Here is a 23,042-nt window from a genome sequence, read left to right on the forward strand (position 1 = left end):
GGACCCGCTTGCCGCCATATGCCCGCGCCCGCGGGACATTCTGAGACTTTCTAGGAGGAGGCCACCCTTCGGCGTGGCAGATAGATGAGGGAGAACCACAGACCATGAACAGCCACCGACTGACGAAAATGGCGAGCCTGCTGCTCGTCGGCATCTCAAGCTTCGCGCTGCAGGCAGCCGCATCGGAGCCGACTGTCGTGCCCGAGCAGCCACCCTTTCCGGCGCAGGGCAAAATCACCTATGTGCCACGCGACTCGATCGCCGAGTTCAAGGCGTTGCCGGAATACAAGGAGCCGGCCTGGGTCACCGAGAAATACGTGAAGGCCGGCAAGCTGCCGCCGGTCGCCGAGCGCCTGCCGAAGGAACCGATGGTCTTCAAGACCGGCAACATGCCCGATGGCGTCGGCGTCTATGGCGACACGCTGCGCCACGTGATCGGCGGCCGGCCGGAGGGCTGGAACTACAGCGCCGGCCAGAGCCAGGGCTGGGGCGGCATCGATATCGGCATGTCGGAATGCCTGACGCGTACGGCGCCACTCTTCCAGGTGGAGGCGAAGGACGTCGAACCGCTGCCGAACCTCGCAAAGAGCTGGGACTGGTCCGAGGACGGACACAAGCTGACCATGCATCTCGTCGAGGGCGCGAAATGGTCGGACGGCGATCCCTTCGACGCCGAGGACGTCATGTTCTACTGGGAGGACAATGTTCTCGATCCGAGCGTGACGCCGCTGAACGGCGCGACGCCCGAGACCTTCGGCGAAGGAACGACGTTGAAGCAGATCGACAAATATACGGTCGAATGGACCTTCAAGGAGGCCTTCCCGCGCCAACACCTATATGCCATGGCCTATGGCACCTTCTGCCCCGGCCCGTCGCATATCCTCAAGACCAAACATCCAAAATATGCCGGCACGACCTATGACCAGTACAAGAACGGCTTTCCGGCGGAATACATGAATATTCCGGTGATGGGTGCTTGGGTGCCGGTCGCCTATCGGCCGGACGACATCATCGTGCTGCGCCGCAACCCCTACTATTGGAAGGTCGACGAGGCCGGCAACCAGCTGCCCTACCTCAACGAGCTCCACTACAAGCTCTCGACCTGGGCCGACCGCGACGTGCAGGCGGTCGCCGGTTCGGGCGATTTCTCAAACCTGGAGCAGCCGGAAAACTTCGTCGAATCGCTGAAGCGCGCAGCCGACGAGGCAGCCCCCGCCCGGCTGGCCTTCGGTCCGCGTCTCATCGGCTACAACATGCACATGAACTTCTCGGCCAATGGCTGGGGTGAGCCAGACGAGCGGGCCCAGGCGGTGCGCGAACTCAACCGCAACGAGGATTTCCGCAAGGCGGTGACCATGGCGGTCGACCGGAAGAAGCTCGGTGAGGCTCTGGTCAAGGGACCCTTCACGGCGATTTATCCGGGCGGCATTTCCTCCGGTACGAGCTTCTACGATCGGCAGTCGACGGTCTATTACCCCTATGACCTCGACGGTGCGAAGGCGCTGCTCGAGAAGGTCGGCCTCAAGGACACCGACGGCAACGGCTTTGTCAACTTCCCGTCCGACAAGCTCGGTGGGCGCGATGTCGAGATCGTGCTGCTGGTGGCCTCGGACACAGGCACAGACAGGAATCTGGCCGAGGGCATCATCGGGCAAATGGAGAAGCTCGGCTTGCGGGTCGTGCTCAATGCGCTGGACGGCAAGCAGCGCGACGCGGCCAACTATTCCGGTCGCTTCGACTGGATGGTGCACCGCAATCAGGCGGAATTTGCTTCCGTCGTTCAAAACACCCCGCAACTCGCGGCAACCGGCCCGCGAACGAGCTGGCACCATCGCGCTCCGGAAGGCGGTGTTCCTGACCTGATGCCGTTCGAGAAGGAGCTTGTCGACATCGTCAACAAGTTCATCGCGACCAACGACAACGCCGAGCGCGCGGAACTGATGAAGCAGTATCAGAAGGTCGCAACGTCCAATGTCGATACCGTTGGTCTGACCGAATATCCCGGCGCGCTGATCATCAACAAGCGCTTCTCGAACATTCCGACAGGCGCGCCCATTTTGATGTTCAACTGGGCGGAAGACACAATCATCCGCGAGCGGGTCTTCGTGGCGGCCGACAAGCAGGCCGACTTCGAACTCTTCGCCGAGCAGCTTCCGGGCAAGCCGGGTGAGAGCGGGCCGAGCAACTGACGAGACCTCGCCTCCTCCGGCCCGCTCTCGGGCCGGAGGAGGAACCCGCCTTCACCCGGTGCGCCGTCTAGCCGGCGCACTGCAAGCCCATCCGACAGAAGGAAACGGCATGTTCAGATTTCTGCTTGTCCGCATCGCCTCTGCCATTCCGGTGCTGCTGGTCCTAAGCGTAGCGACCTTCGCCATCATCCAGGCGCCGCCGGGAGACTATAGCGACTACATCCGCTCGCAGCTCATCAACCAGGGCGGGGCCTCCTTCGAGGAGGCCGATGCGCAGGCGCAGGCCTATCGCAAGGAGCACGGTCTCGATAAGCCGATGCCGGTCCAATACGTCACCTGGATGACAGGCATTCTGACGCGCGGCGATTTCGGCCACAGCCTCTACTACAACAAGCCCGTCGCCGATGTCGTCAGCGAGCGCTTGCCGCGCACGCTCGTGCTTGCTCTCGTCTGCCATATCCTTGCGTCGGTTATCGGCATTTCCTTCGGCATCATTGCAGCGACCCGGCAATACTCCTGGATCGACAGCCTACTTTCGACCGTCTCCTTCCTCGGCATGACGGTGCCGCGCTTCCTGATGGCGCTGATCATCGTCTATGTCCTCGTCTTCCACTTCAATGTCAGCGAAATCAACAGCTTCCACTCCGCCCGCTATGGCGGCGCGCCCTGGTCCTGGGGCAAGTTCGTCGATCTCATCAAACATGTCTGGCCGGTCGTGGCGATCGCAACCTTCGGCGGCCTCGCCTACAATATGCGCGTGATGCGCGGCAATCTGCTCGACACGCTAAATGCGCAATATGTCGAGACCGCCCGGGCGAAGGGTTTGAGCGAAGGGGCCGTGGTCATGCGCCATGCCGTGCCCAATGCCCTGCATCCGCTGATCATGTATCAGGGCGTCGTCCTGCCCTACATGTTGACCGGCGAAATCGAGACCGCAATCATCTTCGCGCTGCCGACAGTCGGTCCCGCCATCGTTGGCTCCATGTGGGTGGGAGACGTCTATGTCACCGCGACCTTCATGCTGGTGCTCTCGGCGACCTTGATCCTCGGCAACATCATCGCAGACCTCTTGCTCGCCGCTCTCGACCCGCGCGTGCGCATGGGGGGAGGAGCCCACGCATGACCGTCGAAATGCACAGCGCCATTCCCCTTACCGTCGAACCCAAGGACGAACAGCACAACGAAAGCTATTCGGCGCTCGTATGGCGTCGGTTCAAGCGCTCCTGGACCGGGATGCTCGGACTGATCCTCGTCGGTCTGCTGCTCGTCATGGCGATTTTCGCCGATTTCCTGTCACCGGTTGATCCGAAGGCGACCGGTGTCGGCTTCGCACCGCCGCAGGCAATCAACTTCAGCGACCAGGAGGGCAATTTCGTCTTCCCGCCGCGCAGCTATCCCCTGCGCGAGACCGAAGAGCTCGATCCCATCACCTTCCAGCCGAAGATCGGCCCGGACTATGCCAATCCGCAGGTCCTCGGTTTCTTCGTCAAGGGATCGCCTTATCGCCTCTTCGGCCTGATCCCGGCCGAGCGGCACCTTTTCGGCGCAATCGACGGTTCACCGGTGCACCTGCTTGGAACCGACAAGTTCGGCCGCGACGTGCTCTCGCGCATTCTTCATGGGTCGCGCATCTCGCTGATGATCGCCCTGATCGTCGTCTCGATCGTCACCGTCGTCGGCACGACCGTCGGCATGGCGTCGGGCTATTTTGGCGGGCGCTTCGATGCCTGGACACAGCGTTTCGTCGAGCTGGTGTTGGCCTTCCCGCAATTGCCGCTCTATCTGGCACTGGCGTCGCTGATCCCGGTAACGGCGCCAACGAGTGTGTTCCTCGCCTTCGTCATCATCGTCATGTCGGCGCTCGGCTGGGCGCAGATGTCGCGCGAGGTTCGCGGCAAGACGTTGGCGCTCGCCCGTATCGACTATGTGCGGGCGGCCATTGCCGTCGGCGCCAGCGACCGGCGCATCATCTTCCAGCACATTTTCCCAAACGTGATGAGCCATGTGATCGTCGCCGTCACCTTGTCCATCCCGCAAGTGGTGCTGCTGGAATCGTTCCTGGGCTTCCTCGGTTTTGCGGTCAAGCCACCGCTGATTTCCTGGGGACTGATGCTGCAGGACACCGCCACCTATTCGGTCATCGGGTCCTATCCCTGGATTCTATCGCCCGTTGCCTTCGTGCTTGTCACAGTCTTCGCCTTTAATGCGCTGGGCGACGGCCTGCGCGATGCAATCGACCCCTATTGAGGAGGAGCGTCTCATGGCAGAAACGATCGACTTCATGGCCGCTGCCCCCGTCGAAAGGAAGGACCTTTCGAGCCGAGACGGCAAGCCGGTCATCGACGCGCGCAACGTCGCGGTCAATTTCAAGGTCGAACACGGCACGGTAGAAGCGGTGAAGGACGTGTCCTTCCAGCTCTATCGCGGCGAGACCATCGCCATCGTCGGCGAATCCGGCTCGGGCAAATCAGTGACGGCGCGGACCATTATGGGGCTTCTCTCCAAGCGCGCGACGATCGCCTCGCAGTCCCGCATCGAATATGACGGCAAGGACGTGCTCAAGTTTTCCGCGCGCGAGCGGCGGGGCCTGCGCGGCGATCGCCTGGCGATGATTTTCCAGGAGCCGATGAGCTCGCTCAATCCCGTCTACACGGTCGGCGCGCAGATCGTCGAGGCGATCCGGGCGCATCGCAAGCTCGGCCGGCGCGCGGCCACCGAGCGCGCGCTTGAATTGCTGCGTCATGTGAGGATCCCGGATCCCGAGCTCAGGCTCAACCAGTATCCGCACCAGCTTTCCGGCGGTCAGCGCCAACGGGTGATGATCGCCATGGCGCTTGCCAACGAGCCTGACGTGCTGATCGCCGACGAGCCGACGACGGCGCTCGACGTCACCGTTCAGGCGCAGATCCTCAACCTGATCCGCGACTTGCAGCGCGAGCTCGGCATGGCGGTGATCCTGATCACCCACGACCTGACCGTGGTGCGCCAGTTTTCCGACTACGTCTATGTCATGCAGCATGGCGAAGTGAAGGAGCACAACACCACCGCCGATCTGTTCGGCAATCCGCTACATCCCTATACGAAGCGGCTTTTGTCGTCGGAACCATCGGGGGCGGCCAATCCGCTGCCGGACGATGTGCCGATCATACTCGATGGACGAAACGTCCGCGTGTCCTTCATGCTGAAGAAGGGCGGCTTGTTCCGACCCCAGCTTTCCGAGCTGGTTGCCGTCGACAGTCTCAGCCTTAATCTGCGCAAGCATGAGACACTCGGAGTGGTCGGCGAATCCGGATCGGGCAAGACGACCTTCGGACAGGCCTTGATCCGCCTGATCAACACCGATGGCGGCGAAATCTTCTTCGACGGCGTCCCGATCCACGACAAGGACCGCACCGCAATGCGGCCGTTGCGCTCGCGCATGCAGATCGTCTTCCAGGATCCCTTTGCCTCGCTCAACCCGCGCATGTCGGTGGGCCAGATCATCGAGGAGGGGCTCGTCGTCAACGGCATAGGACAAAACCGCAAGGAACGGCTCGACCGGGTCGTGGATGCGCTGGTCGCCGCGGGCATGCCGGGCAATATCCTTTCACGCTTCCCGCATGAATTCTCCGGCGGTCAGCGCCAGCGCATCGCCATCGCCCGCGCCGTCGCGCTCGAGCCGGAATTCATCCTGCTCGACGAACCGACCTCGGCGCTCGACCTTTCCGTCCAGGCGCAGATCATCGACCTCTTGCGCCGACTACAGGACGAGCGGGGCCTGAGCTACCTCTTCATCTCCCATGACCTCAAGGTCGTGCGCGCACTCTGCCACCGCGTCGTGGTGATGCAGAACGGCAAGATCGTCGAGGAGGGACCGGTGCACGACATTCTTACCAATCCCAAGACCGCCTACACCGAGCGGCTCGTTCGAGCCGCCTTCGATGTGGCAGCATGATCGTCAGAAAGCAGAGGCAATCCATGACCAGACAACCCAAGATCACTTTCATCGGCGCCGGCTCGACCGTGTTCATGAAGAACATCATCGGCGACGTTCTGCAGCGTCCGGCCCTGTCGGATGCAAAGATCGCGCTGATGGACATCAATCCGCAACGGCTCGAGGAAAGCGAAGTCGTCGTACGGAAACTGATCTCAACGCTCGGCGCCAAAGCGACCATCGAGTTGCATGCCAACCAGCGCAAGGCGCTCGATGGTGCCGACTTCGTCGTCGTCGCATTCCAGATCGGCGGCTACGAGCCCTGCACGGTCACGGATTTCGAGGTGCCGAAGGAGTATGGCCTGCGTCAGACCATCGCCGACACACTCGGCGTCGGTGGCATCATGCGCGGCCTGCGCACCGTGCCGCATCTCTGGAAGATCTGCGCTGATATGACCGAGGTCTGCCCCGAGGCAATCCTCTTGCAATACGTCAACCCGATGGCGATCAACACCTGGGCGATCGCCGAGAAATATCCCCGGATCAAGCAGGTCGGCCTTTGCCACTCCGTGCAGGGCACGGCGCTGGAACTCGCCGAGGATCTGAACATTCCTTACGAGGAGATCCGCTACCGCTCGGCCGGCATCAACCACATGGCGTTCTTCCTCAAATTCGAGCACCGCCAGCCGGACGGATCCTATCGCAACCTTTATCCAGATCTTCTGCGCGGTTATCGCGAAGGCCGCTTCCCGAAGCCCAGCCATTGGAATCCGCGTTGCCCGAACAAGGTGCGTTACGAGATGCTGACGCGGCTCGGCTATTTCGTGACCGAAAGTTCGGAGCACTTCGCCGAATACACGCCCTATTTCATCAAGGAAGGCCGCGACGATCTGATCGAAAAATTCGGCATCCCGCTCGACGAATATCCCAAGCGCTGCATCGAGCAGATCGAGCGTTGGAAAGGGCAGGCAGCGGCCTATCGCTCCGCCGACAAGATCGAGGTCAAGCCGTCGAAGGAGTATGCCTCCTCCATCATGAACTCCGTCTGGACCGGCGAGCCCTCGGTCATCTACGGCAACCTGCGCAACAATGGCTGCATCACCTCGCTGCCCGACAATTGCGCAGCGGAAGTGCCATGCCTGGTGGATGAAAACGGCATACAGCCGACCTTTATCGGCGATCTGCCGCCGCAGTTGACCGCACTGATCCGCACCAACATCAACGTGCAGGAACTGACGGTCGCCGCGATGATGACCGAGAACCGCGAGCATCTCTATCATGCGGCCATGATGGATCCGCACACGGCCGCCGAACTCGATCTCGACCAGATCTGGTCGCTCACCGACGACCTGCTTGCCGCTCACGGCAACTGGATCCCGGAATGGGCAAGAAGCGCAAGAAAGGTTCACGCCGCGTAGCTTTTTCTCCCGGTCGCGCGGCGAGGAAGCCCCGGAACCTCCCAGTTCCGGGGCTTTCCTTCGGTCGCCAGCCGGACGGGTCGATAGCGATCGACATGCTATGCCGGAGCGGGTGATAAACCCTTTGCTACAAACCCCAACTGCGGTTGATTGGTGCCTGAGATTGACTCAATTATCGCGATCGGGTAATGACTGGGTAACCGTTAACCCAAGGACTGCCCGTGACGACCTCATTGAGCGACATTGCTGAACGCGCCGGCGTTTCCATCAAGACCGTTTCGGGTGCGTTGCATGGCGGCTCGGCGCGAATGTCGGAACAAACGCGACTGCGCATCAAGGAAATCGCCGAAGAGTTGGGTTACGTCACCAACCTGGCCGCTCGTGGCATGCGACAGGGTTGGATGCCGCTGATCGGTGTCGTTGCCGATGACTTGATCACCTCGCCCTTCGCCACCGAGATCATCCGCGGACTGGATGGTGCCGCCCGCGCGGCGGACATGGCGGTCTTTGCAATGACGCTCGGCGGAGGTCGCGATGTGGCCTCCGTGCTTGAAGAGGTGCGCCGCTTCCGCCCACGCGCGATTGCCTACGCCGCGATGTATCACAAGACGGTATCGCTGCCGGCGGAGTTCGCAGATACGGTCGGCGTCATGATCAATTGCCGTGAGGCCAATGACAAAGTGACGTCCTTGGTGCCGGACGAGATCGCTGCCGCTCACGAGATCACGACCTATCTGATCGAGGCTGGCCGCCGGAATATTGCCTTCATCAACCTGCCGGGGCTTCTGGCAGGAGAGCTGCGCGAGGCCGGTTTCCGGCGTGCTCTCGACGAAGCCGGGCTTGATGCAGGTCGTGCCTGCGTCCTGCCGGCGGTCCGCCGGGCGATCTATAGCGACCGGGCCCACAGCCTCGTGCTTGCGCACGTAACTGCGCTGATGGACGGACCGGAGCGTCCGGATGCGATCCTTTGCGGCAACGATCGCGTTGCCATGGAAGTCTACGCCGCATTGCGCCGGGTGGGTGCACAAATTCCAGATGACGTCGCCGTCGCAAGCTTCGACAACCAGGTGGACATTGCAACCAGGCTTGATCCGCCTTTGACGACCATGGCTTTGCCGCATCGTGCCATGGGCCGCCTGGCGGCAGACATTCTGCTTGCCGAAAATAGCGCCCCCGGCGAGGTGCGCAAACTCGCGTTTCAGTTGGTGGAGCGCTCATCCGTCTGATCAAACTGAAAGACCAAACCCTGTCGAGGAGGAGTTGCAGTGATGGGTAAACGTTTACTTTCAATGTTAATGGGGTCGGTTGCCCTTATGGCCACCGCCGTGGGTGCAGAGGCGAAGACAGTCTTGCATGTCATGCACCAAGGCGACCCAGGTTGGGTTTCGACCTATGGCGATGTCGTCAAGCGCTTCGAAGCCGCCAATCCGGATGTGGATGTCGAGCTGATCTACGCACCGCACGATGCCTACAATGAAAAATTCAGCGCTGCGGTCATGTCCAAGCAGTTGCCTGATGTCATGGAACTCGATGCACCTTTCCTCGCCAACTATGTCTGGTCCGGTTACCTGCAGCCGATCAAATCTCTGATCGATCAGGATGTTCTCGACGACATGACGCCGTCGAACATCGCCCAGGGCACTTATCCGATCGACAAGGATCTCTATGCAATCGGCCTGACCGACTCCTCCGTCGTGCTTTACGGCAACAGGAAGTATCTGGAAGCGATCGGCGCCCGCATTCCGAAGTCGGTGGACGATGCCTGGACACAGGAAGAATTTGAAGGTTACCTCGAAAAGCTCGCCAAGGTCGATGGCGTCAAGTGGCCGATCGACACGTTTCGCGGATACGGCATCAAAACCGAATGGATCACCTACGCCTACGGCCCGATCCTGCAGTCGGCGGGCTGCGACCTGATCAATCGTACGACCTGGAAATCGACAGGCACCCTAGATAGCGATGCGTGCGTCAAGGCCCTGACGATGATGCAGACATGGGTCAAGAACGGCTGGGTCGTGCCGCAATCTTCCGGCACCAACCAGTTCTTCGCCGAAGGCCATCCTGCAGCGCTCGCACTCGGGGGCCACTGGTTCTACGCCGAAGCTGCCGCGTCGATGAAGGACGACATCGTCGTCATGCCGTTGCCGAAGTTCGGGCCGAAGGGTGCTAGCCCCAACGGCACCTGGATCTGGGGCATCACGACGGCCTCCGAGCATCCGGACATCGCCGGCAAGTTTGTCAGCTTCATGCTGAAGGACAAGCTCTACCGGGATTATGCAATCGCCGATTCCGGCTATCCCGGTTTGAAGAGCTTCGCAGCAGCATCCCCCTTGTACAACACCGGTGGTCCGCTCGCCGTCGCATTCGAACAGGCGTCCAAGACCGCGGTCGCGCGTCCCCCGCATCCGGCCTATCCAGTCATCACATCGACCTTCATGCAGGCCGTCGACGAGATCTTCAACGGGGGCGATGCCAAGACGGCATTGTCGGCGGCCGCGGCCAAGATCGACGAGGACATCGAGGAGAACGACGGGTACCCGCCATTCGACGAGCAGCAATAGGCAACCAACGACGGGACCACGATGGCGCGGCCGCAGCCGGTCTAACGCCATCGTACCCGTCGCCGGCCTGCGCATCGATCTAAGGAGGAGGAGAATATGACATTGCAACAATCAGCCGAGCCGGCGATTGCAGCGCGTCCCGCCTGGCGCCGGGACAAGAGCCGGCTGTTTCAGGAGATGGGCATGCTTGCGCCGGCGGTGGTGCTGCTGACGATATTCCTTATCGTTCCGTTCCTGTTGTCGTTTGGACGGCGATGACCAATCAACCGCTGGTCCCGCGGCCAACGCCGGTCCGTTTTGTCGGCTTCGGCAACTTCCTGCGCATCTTTAGGGACGATCTCTTCTGGACATCGCTTTGGAACGTCTCGCGTTTCACTTTCTGGATCCTGCCGGTGCAATGCGGCCTGGCATTTGCCACCGCACTGCTGCTGCACCAGAAGATGCCATTTCGAAATCTCTTTCGCGGACTGTTCTTCCTGCCTGCGATCACGTCGATGGTCGTCGTCTGCGTCATCTGGGGAACGCTCTTTCAATACCCGACCGGACCGTTCAACCAGGTGATCGGTTTCCTGTCGGGCGGAGCCATCGAACCGATCGACTGGCTCGGGGACCCCAACTGGGCAATGTTCTCGATCGTCCTGCTGTCGGCCTGGCAGGCCTACGGCTTCCAGATGATCGTCTATCTCGCCGGCCTTCAGTCCATTCCGGATGAACTCTACGACGCAGCACGGATCGACGGCGCAAACCCGCTGCAGCGCTTCTGGCATGTGACCATGCCGGGCTTGCGGCCGACCCATGTCTTCGTTCTGGTGATTACGACAATCCAGGCGTTCAAGCTCTATACGCAGGTCGCCATCCTGACCCAAGGCGGTCCCAAGAGCAGCACGGAGACGGTCGTCCACTACATGGTGCGCTCCGGCTTCGAGGAGCAGAAGCTCGGCTATGCTTCGGCCGTATCGGTCATTCTCTTTCTCATCGTTCTCGTTATCGCGCTGCTTCAGCGTCAACTTCTGAGGCGTTTCGATGTCTGATATCGCAATTTCCACACCGCACGCGCAGGTGATGCGCACCCGCTCGGCCGTTGGTTCGCTACGCATCGTCCAGACGGCCTGCATCCTTGTTATCGCGCTCGTCATCGTCTCCCCCCTGTTCATGCTGCTGATTGCCAGCCTGAAGGACGATCGTTTCCAGATCCTGGCCGACATGGGGAGTTTCAGGGCGTTCTGGGTCTCCGATCCGACCCTCGCCAACTTTGCGGAGGTCGGCAATTTCTCAGGCGAGCTTGCCTTTGGGCGCTATCTGGTGAATTCGCTAATCATCCTCGCGCTGACGGTCGGGTCGGGCCTGATCGTCAATTCCATGGCAGGTTTTGTCCTTGCCTGGGGCTCCGTGCGTGGCCGCGCAGTGATCCTTTCACTGGTCATAGCCCTCTACGTCATTCCGCAGGAAAGCATCATCATGCCGCTCGTGATCATGGTGTCACGCGCCGGAATGACGGATACATTCGCCGTGCAGATCGTGCCCTGGATCGCCAGCCCGCTCTATATCTTCCTCTTCTACCAATTCTTTGCCCAGCTTCCGAAGGAGCTCTTCGAGGCCGCGCAGATCGACGGAGCATCGATCTTTCGCATCTACCGGTCGATTTTCCTGCCGCTCAGCCTGCCGGCACTTGCCACCGTCTCGATCCTGATGGGGATCGAGAGCTGGAACCAGTACCTTTGGCCGATCCTCGTCACCCAGACCGATTATGCGCGGCCCATCGCCGTCGCGATCGCCACGTTCTTTGGCCAGGACAGCATCTATTGGGACCGCGCCATGGCCGCATCCGTGTTGATGATGCTGCCTATCCTCGCCCTCTATCTTGCCTTCCAGCGCTGGTTCGTGAGTTCCTTCGTTGGCTCGGCCGTGAAAGGTTGATCAATGACAAAGCATGCAGAAACCGCTTCGGCCGCCGCCGCAGACGTCGAGACGATCAGTGCAGTCCTTGCGGATGCGACCACGATCCACATCTGGCTCAAGGCGAGACAAACTGGAACGTCGGCCGAGATCAGAGCGACCGTGGGCGGCCGCGAAATCAACCGTCTGATCGCGTCCAACAGCGACGAATTCGAGCAGCGCAGCCTGGAATTGGGGCAGGGCGGTCGAACCGTTCTCGCCTATGATCCGACCACAACGCTCGTCTCCGTTGCCTATGCCTTTCAGCACCAGAATGTTCTGACCGAGGGCGTTCAGATCCTGCACAGCAGCCGGGAAAATGCGGCGCCGACGGTCGCCGGCGGGTACCACTTCCGCCCACCCTTCGGATGGATGAACGATCCCAACGGGTTTGGCCGTTTTGGCGACCATGTCCATCTCTTCTACCAGCACTATCCGCACAGCCTGCGCTGGAACACCATGCATTGGGGCCATGCCGTATCGGACGACTACATTCATTGGCGACACTTGCCGATCTTCCTGTTTCCCTCCTCGGACCTTTCGGCCCGCGCCGATGGCCGCGGCGGGGCGTTTTCCGGCTCGGCAATTCCACTATCGTCTGGTGAACCGGGTATCCGTGTCTTCTTCACCGAGCAGGTCAAGGACCGGGAACCCGAAGAGCAGATCCAATTGACGGCGGTATCGCACGACCAGATCACGCTTGGCGCGCAAGAGATCATTCTTGCTGACCGGCCGTCCGGTCTTGACCTGACGCTCGACTTTCGCGACCCCTATGTCTTCAAGGGCCCGGACCACCTTTGGAAAATGTTGATTGGCAGCCGCGACCGCGCCGGCGGCGTCGTCCTGCTCTACGAAAGTGGCGATCCGAACGGTGCTTCCGACTGGACCTTTGTCGGCATTATCCACCGGGAAGACCGGTACGGGATGACGGCGGCGGAGTGCCCGTGCATCGTGCCGCTCGACGGCCCGGCTGATGATCCGAAAACGCGCTGGGCGCTCATCTTCGGACTGCTGACGAGCCGCGACCCGCAGACCGGCCGCCGGAACATCACAGCGGCAACGGTCGGCCGCTTCGACGGCCGCAGCTTCGTCAAGGAATTCGAGCAGGAACTGGATTTCGCGACCGATGCCTATGCTTTCCAGGCATTCGTCGATCGATCCGGGCCGATCGGCATCGCCTGGCTTGCCAACTGGACCGAGGTGTCAAAAAAAGTAGACTTTCCGACGGCAATGACACTGCCTCGCCAGCTGCTGCTGGAAAAGGACGCATTGCTGACGCCGCCGGTCGAAACGGTTGCGACGCTGCGTCGTGACCTGATCGACGACAACAAACTCAAGGGGCAGGAGCCTGTCGGCCTTAACAACGGGGCGGTCGAGATCGTCATCGAACTCGCGGCGCCGGGTGCGCAGTTTCATCTCGAGCTTGATCATCCGGACGTTGGTCTCGGCGTTCAGCTCGGACCGGAAGGCCTGATCATCCACTACGACCTGCCGGACGGCAAGGGCGCACCGCGATACATCGCCGTCGGGGCGCAACCGTCGACGCTGCGTATTTTCCTCGATGTCGGCTCGATTGAGGTCTTCGCCGACAACGGTCGCTGGACGGGAACGAAACGTCTGCCAGGCTTTGCCACCGTCAGCACGGCACGCCTATCAGCGCCCGCGGACAACATTACCGCCGCCACGATCTGGCAACTCGAACTGTGATCGCGCAAGGGGAGGAATAAGCAATGGCATCTGTCACTATCGAACAGGTTAGAAAGCAATATGGCGCCGTTCCGGTTATTCACGATGTTTCCATCGACATCGAGGATGGCGAGTTCGTCACACTCGTCGGGCCCTCTGGATGCGGAAAATCGACATTGCTGCGTATGCTTGCCGGTCTCGAAGACATCAGCGGTGGCCAGATCCGCATCGGCGGCCGCGTTGTCAACGATATCGCGCCCAAGGAACGCGATATCGCCATGGTCTTCCAAAGCTACGCGCTCTATCCACATATGACTGTGGCGGAGAATATGGGATTTGCGCTGAAGCTGAAGGGACAGGACAAGGCCGCGATCCAAAACAGGGTAAAGGAGGCGGCCGATATCCTGGCACTCGAACCTTTGCTCGACCGCCTGCCGAAGCAACTTTCCGGAGGCCAGCGCCAACGCGTGGCGATGGGCCGTGCGATCGTCCGTCATCCCCAGGTGTTTCTGTTCGACGAACCGCTGTCGAACCTCGATGCCAAACTGCGCGTAACCATGCGTGCCGAAATCAAGGATCTGCACCAGCGGCTGAAGACAACGACAGTCTACGTCACGCACGATCAGATCGAGGCAATGACAATGGCAGACCGCATCGTCGTCATGCGTGGTGGTGTCGTCGAGCAGATCGGCCGGCCGCTCGACCTCTATGATCGGCCCGTAAACACCTTTGTCGCCACGTTCATCGGTTCGCCCGCGATGAACCTCTTCCACGGCTCGATCCTCGATGGGCAGTTCGTCACAGAGGACGGCAAAGCGCTTCCGCTGCCGCCGAATTACTCCGGCGGTGCTGCGCACACCTATGGCATCCGGCCTGAGCATCTGGCTATTGCCGAGAGCGGCATCCAAGCGACAGTCGGCGTGGTGGAGCCGACTGGCGCCGAGACGCATCTGGTCGTCAAGCTCGGCGCATTCGATACGACATTGGTGATCCGCGATCGAATGGAGCTTCGACCCGGGCAGACCGTGACGATCGCCCCTGATCTGGCGAAAATCCACCTGTTTTCGTCACAGGGCGCGCGATTGAACTGAGACAATGGTTTCGTCAGTTGACGGGTTTCGACACCGCTTGCGCACAGTTCGAAGACTTGTGCGCAAGTGGCGTTTCTTCGAGGCCGGCGTGGGGCAGGACAGCCCTTGCCCCTCCCTTCGGGCAGCGATAACGCGTAGCCATCGGTCGAGCCGAAGCGGCTAGGAAAACGATACGGGTCGCCTCTGCGACAGAGCCGCAAATTTCGCTATCTGAGACGGATTCCATCCATGTCGAACAGGAAGGACCGCGATGCGGCGATGCCGATGCTGAGGGTTTCGCGACTTGCGATATTACGGACGTCACCGTGTTCGATGATGATCCGCTCGCTGTCGGAAACATGAGCGTAGACATAGCTGGTATTGCCGAGGTGCTCTGCCACATCGACCTTCACCGTGAGATCAACGTCACCCTTCCCTCCAGCGAGAAAATGCTCGGGACGAATTCCAAGGGTTACGACGTCGCCGGTGGCAATGGATGTCGATGTAAGAGGAAGTGTCAACACCACACCGGGCTGGCTCGTCAGTGCCACTGTCACGCGGCCGTCTGCGACGCTTGCGACATGGCCTTTCAGAAAATTCATGCGCGGTGAGCCGATAAATCCGGCAACAAAGGTGTTTGCCGGGTCGTCGTAGAGATCGAGTGGTGCGCCCACCTGTTCGACGACACCAGACCGCAGGACGACTATCTTGTCGGCCAGCGTCATCGCTTCCACCTGGTCATGCGTCACGTAGATGACGGTCGACTTCAGTTCCTTGTGCAGCTTGGCGATTTCGACGCGCATATGCACACGCAACTCGGCGTCCAGGTTCGACAGCGGCTCGTCGAACAGGAAGACGAGCGGATTGCGCACGATGGCGCGGCCGATCGCGACGCGTTGCCGCTGACCACCCGAGAGCGCTTTCGGCTTGCGATCCAGCAGCGGTTCAAGCTCGAGAATTCGTGCCGCGTCGTTGACCCGGCTATCGACTTCCTCTCTTGCCATACCGGCGAATTTGAGCGCGAAGCCCATATTCTCGCGCACCGTCATGTGCGGATAAAGCGCATAGGATTGAAACACCATGGCGATGCCGCGCTTGGAGGGGTCAACGTCGTTCATGACGTCGCCGCCGATGGTGAGTTCGCCGGAGGAGATATCCTCCAGACCGGCGATCATACGCAGCAGCGTCGACTTTCCGCAGCCCGATGGGCCAACGAAGACGACGAACTCTCCGGCTTCGATCGACAGATCGACGCCCTTGATGATTTCGAGCGCGCCAAAGCGCTTGCGAATGTCGGTGAGACGGACTTCGGCCATGGCGGTTACTCAGCTGACGGTAAAGGTGACGGACTGGGTCTCGAAGCGGCGGCTCGCCACCGTCAGCTCAAGCTTGCCCTTGGCCTCGCCGGCTTCGATCCAGAAGCCGGTCGCGCCGCCCTTAAGCGTATGTTCTGAGGGCCCTATGATCCGGCCGGGGCCATCCAGCGAAAGCAGGACGGGCTCCTCGAAATAGGGCAGCAGATTGCCGCATTGATCAAGCGCGCGCACCACCACGCGCACCGAATCCTTTTCGCAGGCGCGAAGCTCCGTATCGTCGGCTACGACCTCCAGCGTCGCCGGGACCGGGTCGGCCGGAAGGGTCAGCGTCTTCACGGGTTTGCCGTCGACGTAGCCGGTGAAGGTACCTTCGCGCCAGACCCGACCCCAGGTGCCGAATTCTTCCGGCGTCACGCTGCGCAGGTCGAGCACGACGGGAGGATGCGGCAGATGCGGGTAGTTCTCCCTGTCGGGGTAGATCCGCTTTGCCGGCCATTCGCCGAACTTCACTTCGACATAGTCACAGTTCGTCAGCACGATCAGCGGCAGTACGCCGCCGATATTGCGCTCGCCGCGTGCCCAGAAGGTCACCGGCTGAAGCACGACATTGTCTTTCGGATCCCCCTGCGAGGCATAGGCATAGGCCGCAAGTTTCGGTATCCGGTACATGTCGAGCACGCCGTGATAGCAGATACGGTCGCCGGCGCCGAAGTCCTTGTGGGTGTTGTAATCGAACATGCACCAACCGGTGGAGCCGGAAATGTCCTGGTCGCCGGCAACGGCGTTGAGGATCAAGAGGTGACGCGTCACATGTTCGGCCTGTCGCTGTTCCTGGTCGAAGCGCTTGGTCGGATACATGTGGCCGTTGTATTCGGTGATCATATAGGGGATCGGCCGGCGAATACCCGTCGTCTCCACCCGATCGCGCAGGACCACGCGCCCGCGGTTGTTGCCCGGCAACTCCTCGTTTCCGAGGATGAAGTCGTTCATCGTGTAAACGTCTTCGAGCAATTCCGAATTGGTGATGAAGCGCACACCGCCGGTCTGGCGGGTGGGATCTAGTTCGCGCGCAAGTCGGTTCGTCTCCGCGTAGAAGGCGTGGTTGTCCTGGCTCTCGTTGATGCGAACGCCCCAGATGATGATCGAAGGATGGTTCCAGTCACGCACGATCATGCGGCGCACATTCTCGATCGATTCCTTCTGCCAGGCTTCACCACCGATATGCTGCCAACCGGGTATTTCCTCGAAAACGAGCAGGCCGATCTCGTCGCAGCGCTCGATGAACCACTTCGACTGTGGATAGTGCGATGTGCGCACGACATTGCAGGCGAGTTCATGCTTCAGGATGTCGGCGTCCTTTTCCTGCGCGCGCCGACCCATCGCGTAGCCGGTGTGCGGAAAGCCCTGGTGCCGGTTCAATCCGCGCAGTTTCAATGGCCTGCCATTCAGCAGAAAGCCTTCCGGCGTGAACTCCGCCGTGCGGAAACCGAAGCGCAGCGTCAGCACGTCGTCGCCGTACTCTGTCTCAAGTTTGAGCGACAGGGCGTAGAGCACCGGATTGTCGATATCCCAGAGTTCGATATCGGTAAGATCGGGAAAGGTGAAAGCCACCTCGTCGCCATTGACCTTGATCGAGGAAGCCGCAACGTCGCCGCCGCCCTTGCGGCGGATCTTGGCGGAAAGCATGCCGGACAACGTGTGCCCTTGCGGATTGGCGAGAAAGACGCGAGCGGTGACGGACTTTTTCTCGGCAAGCGCATCCGGCGTCTCGATCTTCACATTGGCGATCGAGACGGGGTTTGTCACTTTCAGCCAAACGTCGCGGTAGATGCCGGCATAGCAGAGGTAGTCGATCTGGCCGCCAAAGGGTGGGATCTCGGGGTTCTCAGAGCCATCGATCTTGACCGTGATCAGGTTTTCGCCACGCACCAAATGGGGTGTCAAACGCGCCTCGAAGGGCGTGTAGCCATCCTTGTGTGCAATGATCTCCTTGCCGTTCAGATAGACGACGCTGTCGGCCATGGCGGCATCGAAGATGAGCGAGACTTCGCGCCCCTCGAATTCCGGGCGCCAGTCGAGTCGCTTTTGATAGGTGAAGGGCTTCTGGTAATCGGTCTCGTCGAAGTAGTTGTAGGGCAGTTCGACGGCGCTATGCGGCAGGCGCACGGTTTCGCCCGACTGAAGTGCTTGAACATGTGCCGGCTCGAAGCCGTTGCGGAAGACCCAGTCGGCATTGAAGTTTTCAGTAATGCGCATTGACGACGTTCCTATTTCACTGAGCCGAGCATGCCCTGCACGAACTGGCGCTGCATGACGAAGAAGACGAGGAGGGTGGGGAGCGTGGCAAGGATCGTGCCTATCATGACCACGCCGTAGTCGGGGTAGTAGGCCGAGGCGAGTGAGGAGACGACGAGGGTGATCGTCTTGGTCTCGTTCGACTGGAGGACGATGAGCGGCCAGAGGTAGTTGTTCCAGTTGGTCATGAAGACGATGACGAAGGCGGCCGCGTAGGTCGAGCGCATCACCGGAACGTAGATGTAGAGAAAGATCTGCCATTCCTTGAGGCCGTCGACCTTGGCGGCGTCGCGAAGCTCTGTCTGAAATGCCTTTGTCGACTGGCGGAAATAGAAGATGATGAAGGCGGATGCGATCGTCGGCAGCATGATGGCGATATGCGTGTTGATGAGGCCACTCTTCGCCATCATCATGAACAGCGGGATCATCAGTGCGGCAAACGGCACCATGAGTGTCAGAAGCACGAGCGCGTAGATCCGGTCGCGCGCCTTGGATCTGAACATCTCAAAACCGTAGCCGGCGAGCGACGACACGACGATCGTCAAAAGCGTCGCAAGCACCGCGACCTTCGTGGAGTTCCAGAAAACCAGCGGCACGTCGACCTGTGCGAAGAAGTTGGTGACATTTGTACCAAAGGCATCTCCGATACCCGTTCTGCCGCTAATGATGTCGATCGACTTGTTCGTCGAACTGATCACCATCCAGATGAACGGGAAAATCGACAGGAAGGCTGCAGCCGCGAGGAAGGCGTATTGCAATGCGGTTGTGGCCAGGCGTGAGGCGTTCATGACCGATCCCTCGCCGCGTAGAATTGGAGGAAGGACAGAAGCGCCACCATGATCACGATGACGTAGGAAATGGTCGCCGCGTAGCCGAAGCTCGGCATGAAGCGGAAGGTGAGATTGTAGATATAGAGCGAGAGGGTGATCGTTGCGTTCGCCGGGCCGCCGCGGCCCTCGGTCAGGTTGTAGACTTCGTCGAACAGCTGGATCGTGCCGATGGTCGAGATGATCGTCGTAAACAGGATCACCGGCTTCAGCATTGGTACTGTGATGTAGACGAAGCGAGCCCATGCGGGCACGCCGTCGATCCGCGCCGCCTCGTAGATCGACTTGTCGATGTTCTGCAAGGCAGCAAGGTAAAAGATCATGTTGTAGCCGGTCCAACGCCAGGTGATGGCCAGGATGACGAGCACCTTGGCCCAGAAGGGTTCCGTCAGCCAGCCGATCGGGGTGGCGATCAGGCCGACCGCCAGAAGTGCGGAGTTCACCACGCCATCGACGGAAAACATGCTTTTGAAAAGCACGGAATAGGCAACGAGCGAGGCGACGCAGGGCAGGAAAATGGCGGTGCGGAAAAAGCCGATGAACTTCAGCTTGTCGTTGTTCAAGACCGCGGCAAGCAGAAGCGCCAGCGTGATCATGATCGGCACCTGGACGATGAAAAAGGTGACGGTGTTTTTCAGAGCCTGAAGAAAGACCGGATCGTTCCATAGCCGTGCAACGTTTCCGAAGCCGGCAAACTTCATCATCATTCCCTTGCCCGAGAAGAAGGACAGGTAGAGCGAGCGCAAAATCGGATAGACGAGGAAGATTGCGATGAGAAGCAAGGACGGGGCGACGAACAGCCAGCCGTTCAGGTCGTAGTAGCGCTTCAATCCGCCTGTTTTGCCGGCAGCCATGGGTGCCCTCAACGAAAAGGGATGATGTTGCGGAGGGCACGCGACGTGATGGCCGCATGCGCCCGAGCGAGAAGGCAGGCGGTTGCCGCCTGCCTTTGAGCCGTTACTGGATCTGGCCCTGCGCCTGGCTATCGACCGCCTTCAGCACGTCATCGATGGGCGCGCCCTCGCCAAGCGAAGGCAGATGCGCCGTTACTGCCGTGTCCACCTCGTTGGTGAAGACGCCGTAATTGACCGCTGGAACCTTCGCCAGCCAGTCGGAGAAGTTCTGCCAGACCTTCTCGCCGCCAAAGAAGGCATCGGCTTCAGAATAGGCGGGACCGTTGCGGGCCGCGAGCAGCGAGCCGACGGCACCACGCTCCGTCAGGATCTTCTGATAGAAATCGACGTCCTTGGCATAGACTTCGTTGAGAAAGTCGATGGCTTCGTCCTTCTCGGCGGAGCTTGCGGTAACATACCAGCTGGAACCACCAAGGTTGGACGCATCCGAGGCGCCCTCGACGTCAAGCTTCGGAATCGGTGCCACGCCCCACTTGCCGGACTGATCGGCCTGGGCCTTGACCGTACCGGTGATCCAAACGCCTGTTGTCACGGTGGCGACATCGCCGGAGGTGAAGGTCGCGACCCATTCCGTCCAGCCGGCAGCCGGCTTATGGATATTGGCCTGCAGGATCTTCTGTTCGGTTTCGAGCGCTGCCTTCAGGGCGGCGTTGTTCTCGATCGAAAGATTGCCGTCCTTGTCGAAATACCAGCCGCCGGCGGATTGCATCAGGATGCGGATGAAGCCCGCATCGTTGACGTCGAGGCCGAGCATCTTCTTGCCGGTCTTGGCTTCGACCTGCTTGCCGATCTCGATGAAACGATCCCAGGTCAGGTCCTGCATGTCGTCTGGCTTGAAGCCGGCCTGCTCCAGATAGTCCTTGCGGTAGTAGAGGCCGGTGACGCCGGAGTCGAACGGCATGCCGTAGACGGCCCCGTCCATCGTCATCAATTGAACCTTGTAGGGCGCGAAGCCGGAAAAATCGACCTTGCTGGAAAGCTCGGCGAAGGCTCCGGGAAAGGACTGGAGGTACTTCTGCGCACCGTAGTCCTCGATCAGCACGATATCCGGTAGCGCGTCAGTGGTGCCCGACGACAGTGCCGTCTGCAGCTTCTGCTCGACATCCGCCTTGGCGAAATCGACGATGTTGAACGTCGTTTCGGGATGCTTCGCGCTATAGCGCGCCGCCGCCTCCTTCATGATCGCAACGTTGAAGTTGGGATCCCAACACCAGATCGTGACTTCCCCGGCAAAGGCGGCGGTGGACGCAAGCAGGCTTGTTGCGGCGAGCACGCCAGCCGCAACGCGCGACAGGTTCGTTTTGCGGTACATCGTTTCCTCCCTAGAAACTTGCTGAGGGCAGGTTCTCCTCTCCTGCCGTCCGCGCAAGATTTACCGAAATTCAGGCAACGCGCAAGGAATATTTAGTAAATATTTATCACGCGCGTTGAGCTGCTCACAACGACAAGGATTCCAGGGGTTTGCGGCAACTGTCGCGCCAAACGAGTTCGGTGGCTATGCGCACTTGCTTGCCGTAGCTGCGGCCGGAAAGGCGCTCGAGCAACAGATCGACGGCTGTCTCGCCGATATGTTCGCCATGGATGCGCACCGTGGTCAGCGACGGCGTCAGGAATTGAGCAACGGGGATGTCGTTAAAGGATATGACGCCAATGTCGGTCGGGATCGAAAGGCCGAATTCCTGGATCGCCCGATAGGTGCCGATTGCCATGTTGTCGTTGGATGTCACGATCACATCCGGCCGGTCAGTGAGCGACAGCAAATCGCGCGCGAGACGATAGCCGGTTTCGAGCCGGAGGCTCTGACCCGATGAGCAATCGGAGAGCGCCAAAAGCTCAGGCGCGAAGGTGCCGTTCTTCTTATGCCAATCGATATAGGCCACGCATCGGCGCTCGGCGAAATGCTGGACAGTGCCATTGAGGTTCTCGTGGCTGCCGATAAAGCCGATGCGCTTGTATCCGCTGGACTTCAGAGCGTCGAGGATCTTGCACGTGGCGAGCCCCACATCGGAAAACACGCTGTCGATCAGGTCGCTCCTCGGGTCGAAATCGGCAAAAACGACATGTGGAGCATACTCGCTCAGCCATGCGATCTCGTTGTCGGAATGCTTGCCTATGACGATGACACCCGATGCGCCTGCAAGCAGGGACGCCTCAGGCAGCGCGTCTGAATGGAAGACCTTGACGATCTCCGTCCTCAGGTCGCGGCAGCGGCTTTCGATGCCAAGCCGCACGCCGACGTAATAGGGGTCGGCAATCTCGTCCGAAGGCTCGAGAAAATGCACGATGACGAGCTTGGTCAAAAGGCTGGGGGCAGCCTGTCCGTTCGCCTTGTTGCGATTGCGCGGGGTCTCATAGTTCAGAGCCTCGGCCGTCTCGATGATCGCCTGCCGTTTTGCCGGTGAGATCGACAGGGCGGGGTCGTAGTTGAGCACCCTCGAAACCGTAGCCGACGACACGCCAACGCTCTTGGCGATTTCCTTGATAGTGACCATGCCGTCATTCCATTGTTGTCATAGGGCGATCGTTGTCATTGGTGAATGTGCCATATGCAACGGCATTTCGAAATCGTCTTTAGTAAATTTTTACTCACAACATTCAATTAGGCGCCAACGCAGCCAGACGCCACGGTCACGATGTATGCGGCGCTCAATCTCATCAGCGGCGAGTGAAAAGGCATGATCCTGTATCATCTTCGCAAGGGTACCTTGCGGCTCAATGCCCTGAAAAGAGAACTCGGTGACTGCTCACAGCGGCTCCTGATCAAGCAGCTAAGGGAACTCGAAGAGGACGGCCTAGTCGAACGCAAGGTGTTCGCAGTCATCCCGCCACAGGGAGGTACGGGCGAAGTAACGGGCGGCGAAAACCGATGCCAGCACCTGAAATGCTAACTATGCCAACATCGCCAGCAAGCCAAGAGC

The 23,042-nt window shown here is 60.2% G+C and carries 17 protein-coding genes and 1 pseudogene; 12 read left to right on the forward strand and 6 right to left on the reverse strand.

Annotated features, from left to right (window positions below):
* The first annotated feature begins 104 nt into the window (after positions 1-104).
* The 11 genes and pseudogenes from IB264_RS22575 (at position 105) to IB264_RS22625 (ending at position 14,793) form a co-directional block, all read left to right on the forward strand.
* Positions 105-2,189 (forward strand): ABC transporter substrate-binding protein, encoded by a 2,085-nt coding sequence (locus IB264_RS22575; RefSeq protein WP_025431295.1) that lies wholly within the window; start codon positions 105-107, stop codon positions 2,187-2,189.
* Between the two features lie 109 nt (positions 2,190-2,298).
* Positions 2,299-3,312, forward strand: coding sequence for an ABC transporter permease (locus IB264_RS22580; protein WP_025431296.1), 1,014 nt, complete (start codon positions 2,299-2,301; stop codon positions 3,310-3,312).
* Positions 3,309-4,436: an ABC transporter permease gene (locus IB264_RS22585; protein ID WP_192434158.1), complete on the forward strand. Its 1,128-nt coding sequence runs from the start codon at positions 3,309-3,311 to the stop codon at positions 4,434-4,436. The genes IB264_RS22580 and IB264_RS22585 overlap by 4 nt, the downstream gene beginning before the upstream one ends.
* A gap of 34 nt (positions 4,437-4,470) precedes the next feature.
* Complete coding sequence (locus IB264_RS22590) at positions 4,471-6,123, forward strand: ABC transporter ATP-binding protein (protein WP_245317855.1); 1,653 nt, start codon at positions 4,471-4,473, stop codon at positions 6,121-6,123.
* A gap of 23 nt (positions 6,124-6,146) precedes the next feature.
* Entirely contained in the window at positions 6,147-7,520 is a 1,374-nt protein-coding gene (locus IB264_RS22595; RefSeq protein ID WP_025431299.1) for an alpha-glucosidase/alpha-galactosidase, read from the forward strand.
* Between the two features lie 221 nt (positions 7,521-7,741).
* Positions 7,742-8,746, forward strand: coding sequence for a LacI family DNA-binding transcriptional regulator (locus IB264_RS22600; RefSeq protein WP_025431300.1), 1,005 nt, complete (start codon positions 7,742-7,744; stop codon positions 8,744-8,746).
* A gap of 42 nt (positions 8,747-8,788) precedes the next feature.
* A complete protein-coding gene (locus tag IB264_RS22605) occupies positions 8,789-10,081 on the forward strand; it encodes a sugar ABC transporter substrate-binding protein (RefSeq protein WP_025431301.1) in 1,293 nt (430 codons plus the stop codon).
* A gap of 96 nt (positions 10,082-10,177) precedes the next feature.
* Positions 10,178-11,112, forward strand: a pseudogene (locus tag IB264_RS22610) (carbohydrate ABC transporter permease).
* On the forward strand, positions 11,105-11,998 hold the full coding sequence (locus IB264_RS22615; RefSeq protein WP_025431303.1) for a carbohydrate ABC transporter permease: 894 nt from the start codon (positions 11,105-11,107) through the stop codon (positions 11,996-11,998). Before IB264_RS22610 ends, IB264_RS22615 begins: the two are co-directional and overlap by 8 nt.
* A 3-nt stretch (positions 11,999-12,001) precedes the next feature.
* On the forward strand, positions 12,002-13,723 hold the full coding sequence (locus IB264_RS22620) for a beta-fructofuranosidase (protein ID WP_025431304.1): 1,722 nt from the start codon (positions 12,002-12,004) through the stop codon (positions 13,721-13,723).
* A gap of 23 nt (positions 13,724-13,746) precedes the next feature.
* Positions 13,747-14,793, forward strand: coding sequence for an ABC transporter ATP-binding protein (locus tag IB264_RS22625; RefSeq protein WP_025431305.1), 1,047 nt, complete (start codon positions 13,747-13,749; stop codon positions 14,791-14,793).
* Between the two features lie 206 nt (positions 14,794-14,999).
* Here the strand turns inward: IB264_RS22625 and IB264_RS22630 are convergent, their stop codons facing one another.
* From IB264_RS22630 to IB264_RS22655, 6 genes are all read right to left on the reverse strand, one after another.
* Positions 15,000-16,088, reverse strand: a complete 1,089-nt coding sequence (locus IB264_RS22630; protein WP_192434159.1) for an ABC transporter ATP-binding protein — start codon at positions 16,086-16,088, stop codon at positions 15,000-15,002.
* Between the two features lie 9 nt (positions 16,089-16,097).
* Positions 16,098-18,344, reverse strand: coding sequence for a glycoside hydrolase family 2 protein (locus IB264_RS22635; RefSeq protein ID WP_192434160.1), 2,247 nt, complete (start codon positions 18,342-18,344; stop codon positions 16,098-16,100).
* Between the two features lie 11 nt (positions 18,345-18,355).
* Entirely contained in the window at positions 18,356-19,171 is an 816-nt protein-coding gene (locus IB264_RS22640; protein WP_025431308.1) for a carbohydrate ABC transporter permease, read from the reverse strand.
* Positions 19,168-20,064, reverse strand: coding sequence for a carbohydrate ABC transporter permease (locus tag IB264_RS22645; RefSeq protein WP_084814605.1), 897 nt, complete (start codon positions 20,062-20,064; stop codon positions 19,168-19,170). The genes IB264_RS22640 and IB264_RS22645 overlap by 4 nt, the downstream gene beginning before the upstream one ends.
* A 103-nt stretch (positions 20,065-20,167) precedes the next feature.
* Positions 20,168-21,436 carry an ABC transporter substrate-binding protein gene (locus IB264_RS22650; RefSeq protein ID WP_025431310.1) on the reverse strand — a complete coding sequence of 423 codons (1,269 nt, stop codon included), beginning with the start codon at positions 21,434-21,436 and terminating at the stop codon, positions 20,168-20,170.
* A gap of 124 nt (positions 21,437-21,560) precedes the next feature.
* Positions 21,561-22,616 carry a LacI family DNA-binding transcriptional regulator gene (locus IB264_RS22655; protein ID WP_192434162.1) on the reverse strand — a complete coding sequence of 352 codons (1,056 nt, stop codon included), beginning with the start codon at positions 22,614-22,616 and terminating at the stop codon, positions 21,561-21,563.
* Positions 22,617-22,799: 183 nt separating this feature from the next.
* Here IB264_RS22655 and IB264_RS22660 point away from each other — a divergent pair, with 183 nt between their 5' ends.
* The gene (locus IB264_RS22660; RefSeq protein ID WP_246811809.1) at positions 22,800-23,012 is read left to right on the forward strand and encodes a helix-turn-helix domain-containing protein; all 213 of its coding nucleotides are present in this window, start codon (positions 22,800-22,802) and stop codon (positions 23,010-23,012) included.
* The last annotated feature ends 30 nt before the right edge of the window (positions 23,013-23,042 follow it).

This window comes from Ensifer sp. ENS11 (assembly GCF_014851895.1).
GTDB lineage: Bacteria > Pseudomonadota > Alphaproteobacteria > Rhizobiales > Rhizobiaceae > Ensifer > Ensifer canadensis.

Bases quoted from the DNA above. Each gene is read 5' to 3' on its own strand.
- IB264_RS22595 (WP_025431299.1), top strand. From the start codon at position 6,147: ATGACCAGACAACCCAAGATCACTTTCATCGGCGCCGGCTCGACCGTG.
- IB264_RS22620 (WP_025431304.1), top strand. From the start codon at position 12,002: ATGACAAAGCATGCAGAAACCGCTTCGGCCGCCGCCGCAGACGTCGAG.
- IB264_RS22605 (WP_025431301.1), top strand. From the start codon at position 8,789: ATGGGTAAACGTTTACTTTCAATGTTAATGGGGTCGGTTGCCCTTATG.
- IB264_RS22590 (WP_245317855.1), top strand. From the start codon at position 4,471: ATGGCCGCTGCCCCCGTCGAAAGGAAGGACCTTTCGAGCCGAGACGGC.
- IB264_RS22635 (WP_192434160.1), bottom strand. From the start codon at position 18,344: ATGCGCATTACTGAAAACTTCAATGCCGACTGGGTCTTCCGCAACGGC.
- IB264_RS22625 (WP_025431305.1), top strand. From the start codon at position 13,747: ATGGCATCTGTCACTATCGAACAGGTTAGAAAGCAATATGGCGCCGTT.
- IB264_RS22660 (WP_246811809.1), top strand. From the start codon at position 22,800: ATGATCCTGTATCATCTTCGCAAGGGTACCTTGCGGCTCAATGCCCTG.
- IB264_RS22630 (WP_192434159.1), bottom strand. From the start codon at position 16,088: ATGGCCGAAGTCCGTCTCACCGACATTCGCAAGCGCTTTGGCGCGCTC.
- IB264_RS22585 (WP_192434158.1), top strand. From the start codon at position 3,309: ATGACCGTCGAAATGCACAGCGCCATTCCCCTTACCGTCGAACCCAAG.
- IB264_RS22650 (WP_025431310.1), bottom strand. From the start codon at position 21,436: ATGTACCGCAAAACGAACCTGTCGCGCGTTGCGGCTGGCGTGCTCGCC.
- IB264_RS22640 (WP_025431308.1), bottom strand. From the start codon at position 19,171: ATGAACGCCTCACGCCTGGCCACAACCGCATTGCAATACGCCTTCCTC.
- IB264_RS22645 (WP_084814605.1), bottom strand. From the start codon at position 20,064: ATGGCTGCCGGCAAAACAGGCGGATTGAAGCGCTACTACGACCTGAAC.
- IB264_RS22575 (WP_025431295.1), top strand. From the start codon at position 105: ATGAACAGCCACCGACTGACGAAAATGGCGAGCCTGCTGCTCGTCGGC.
- IB264_RS22580 (WP_025431296.1), top strand. From the start codon at position 2,299: ATGTTCAGATTTCTGCTTGTCCGCATCGCCTCTGCCATTCCGGTGCTG.
- IB264_RS22655 (WP_192434162.1), bottom strand. From the start codon at position 22,616: ATGGTCACTATCAAGGAAATCGCCAAGAGCGTTGGCGTGTCGTCGGCT.
- IB264_RS22615 (WP_025431303.1), top strand. From the start codon at position 11,105: ATGTCTGATATCGCAATTTCCACACCGCACGCGCAGGTGATGCGCACC.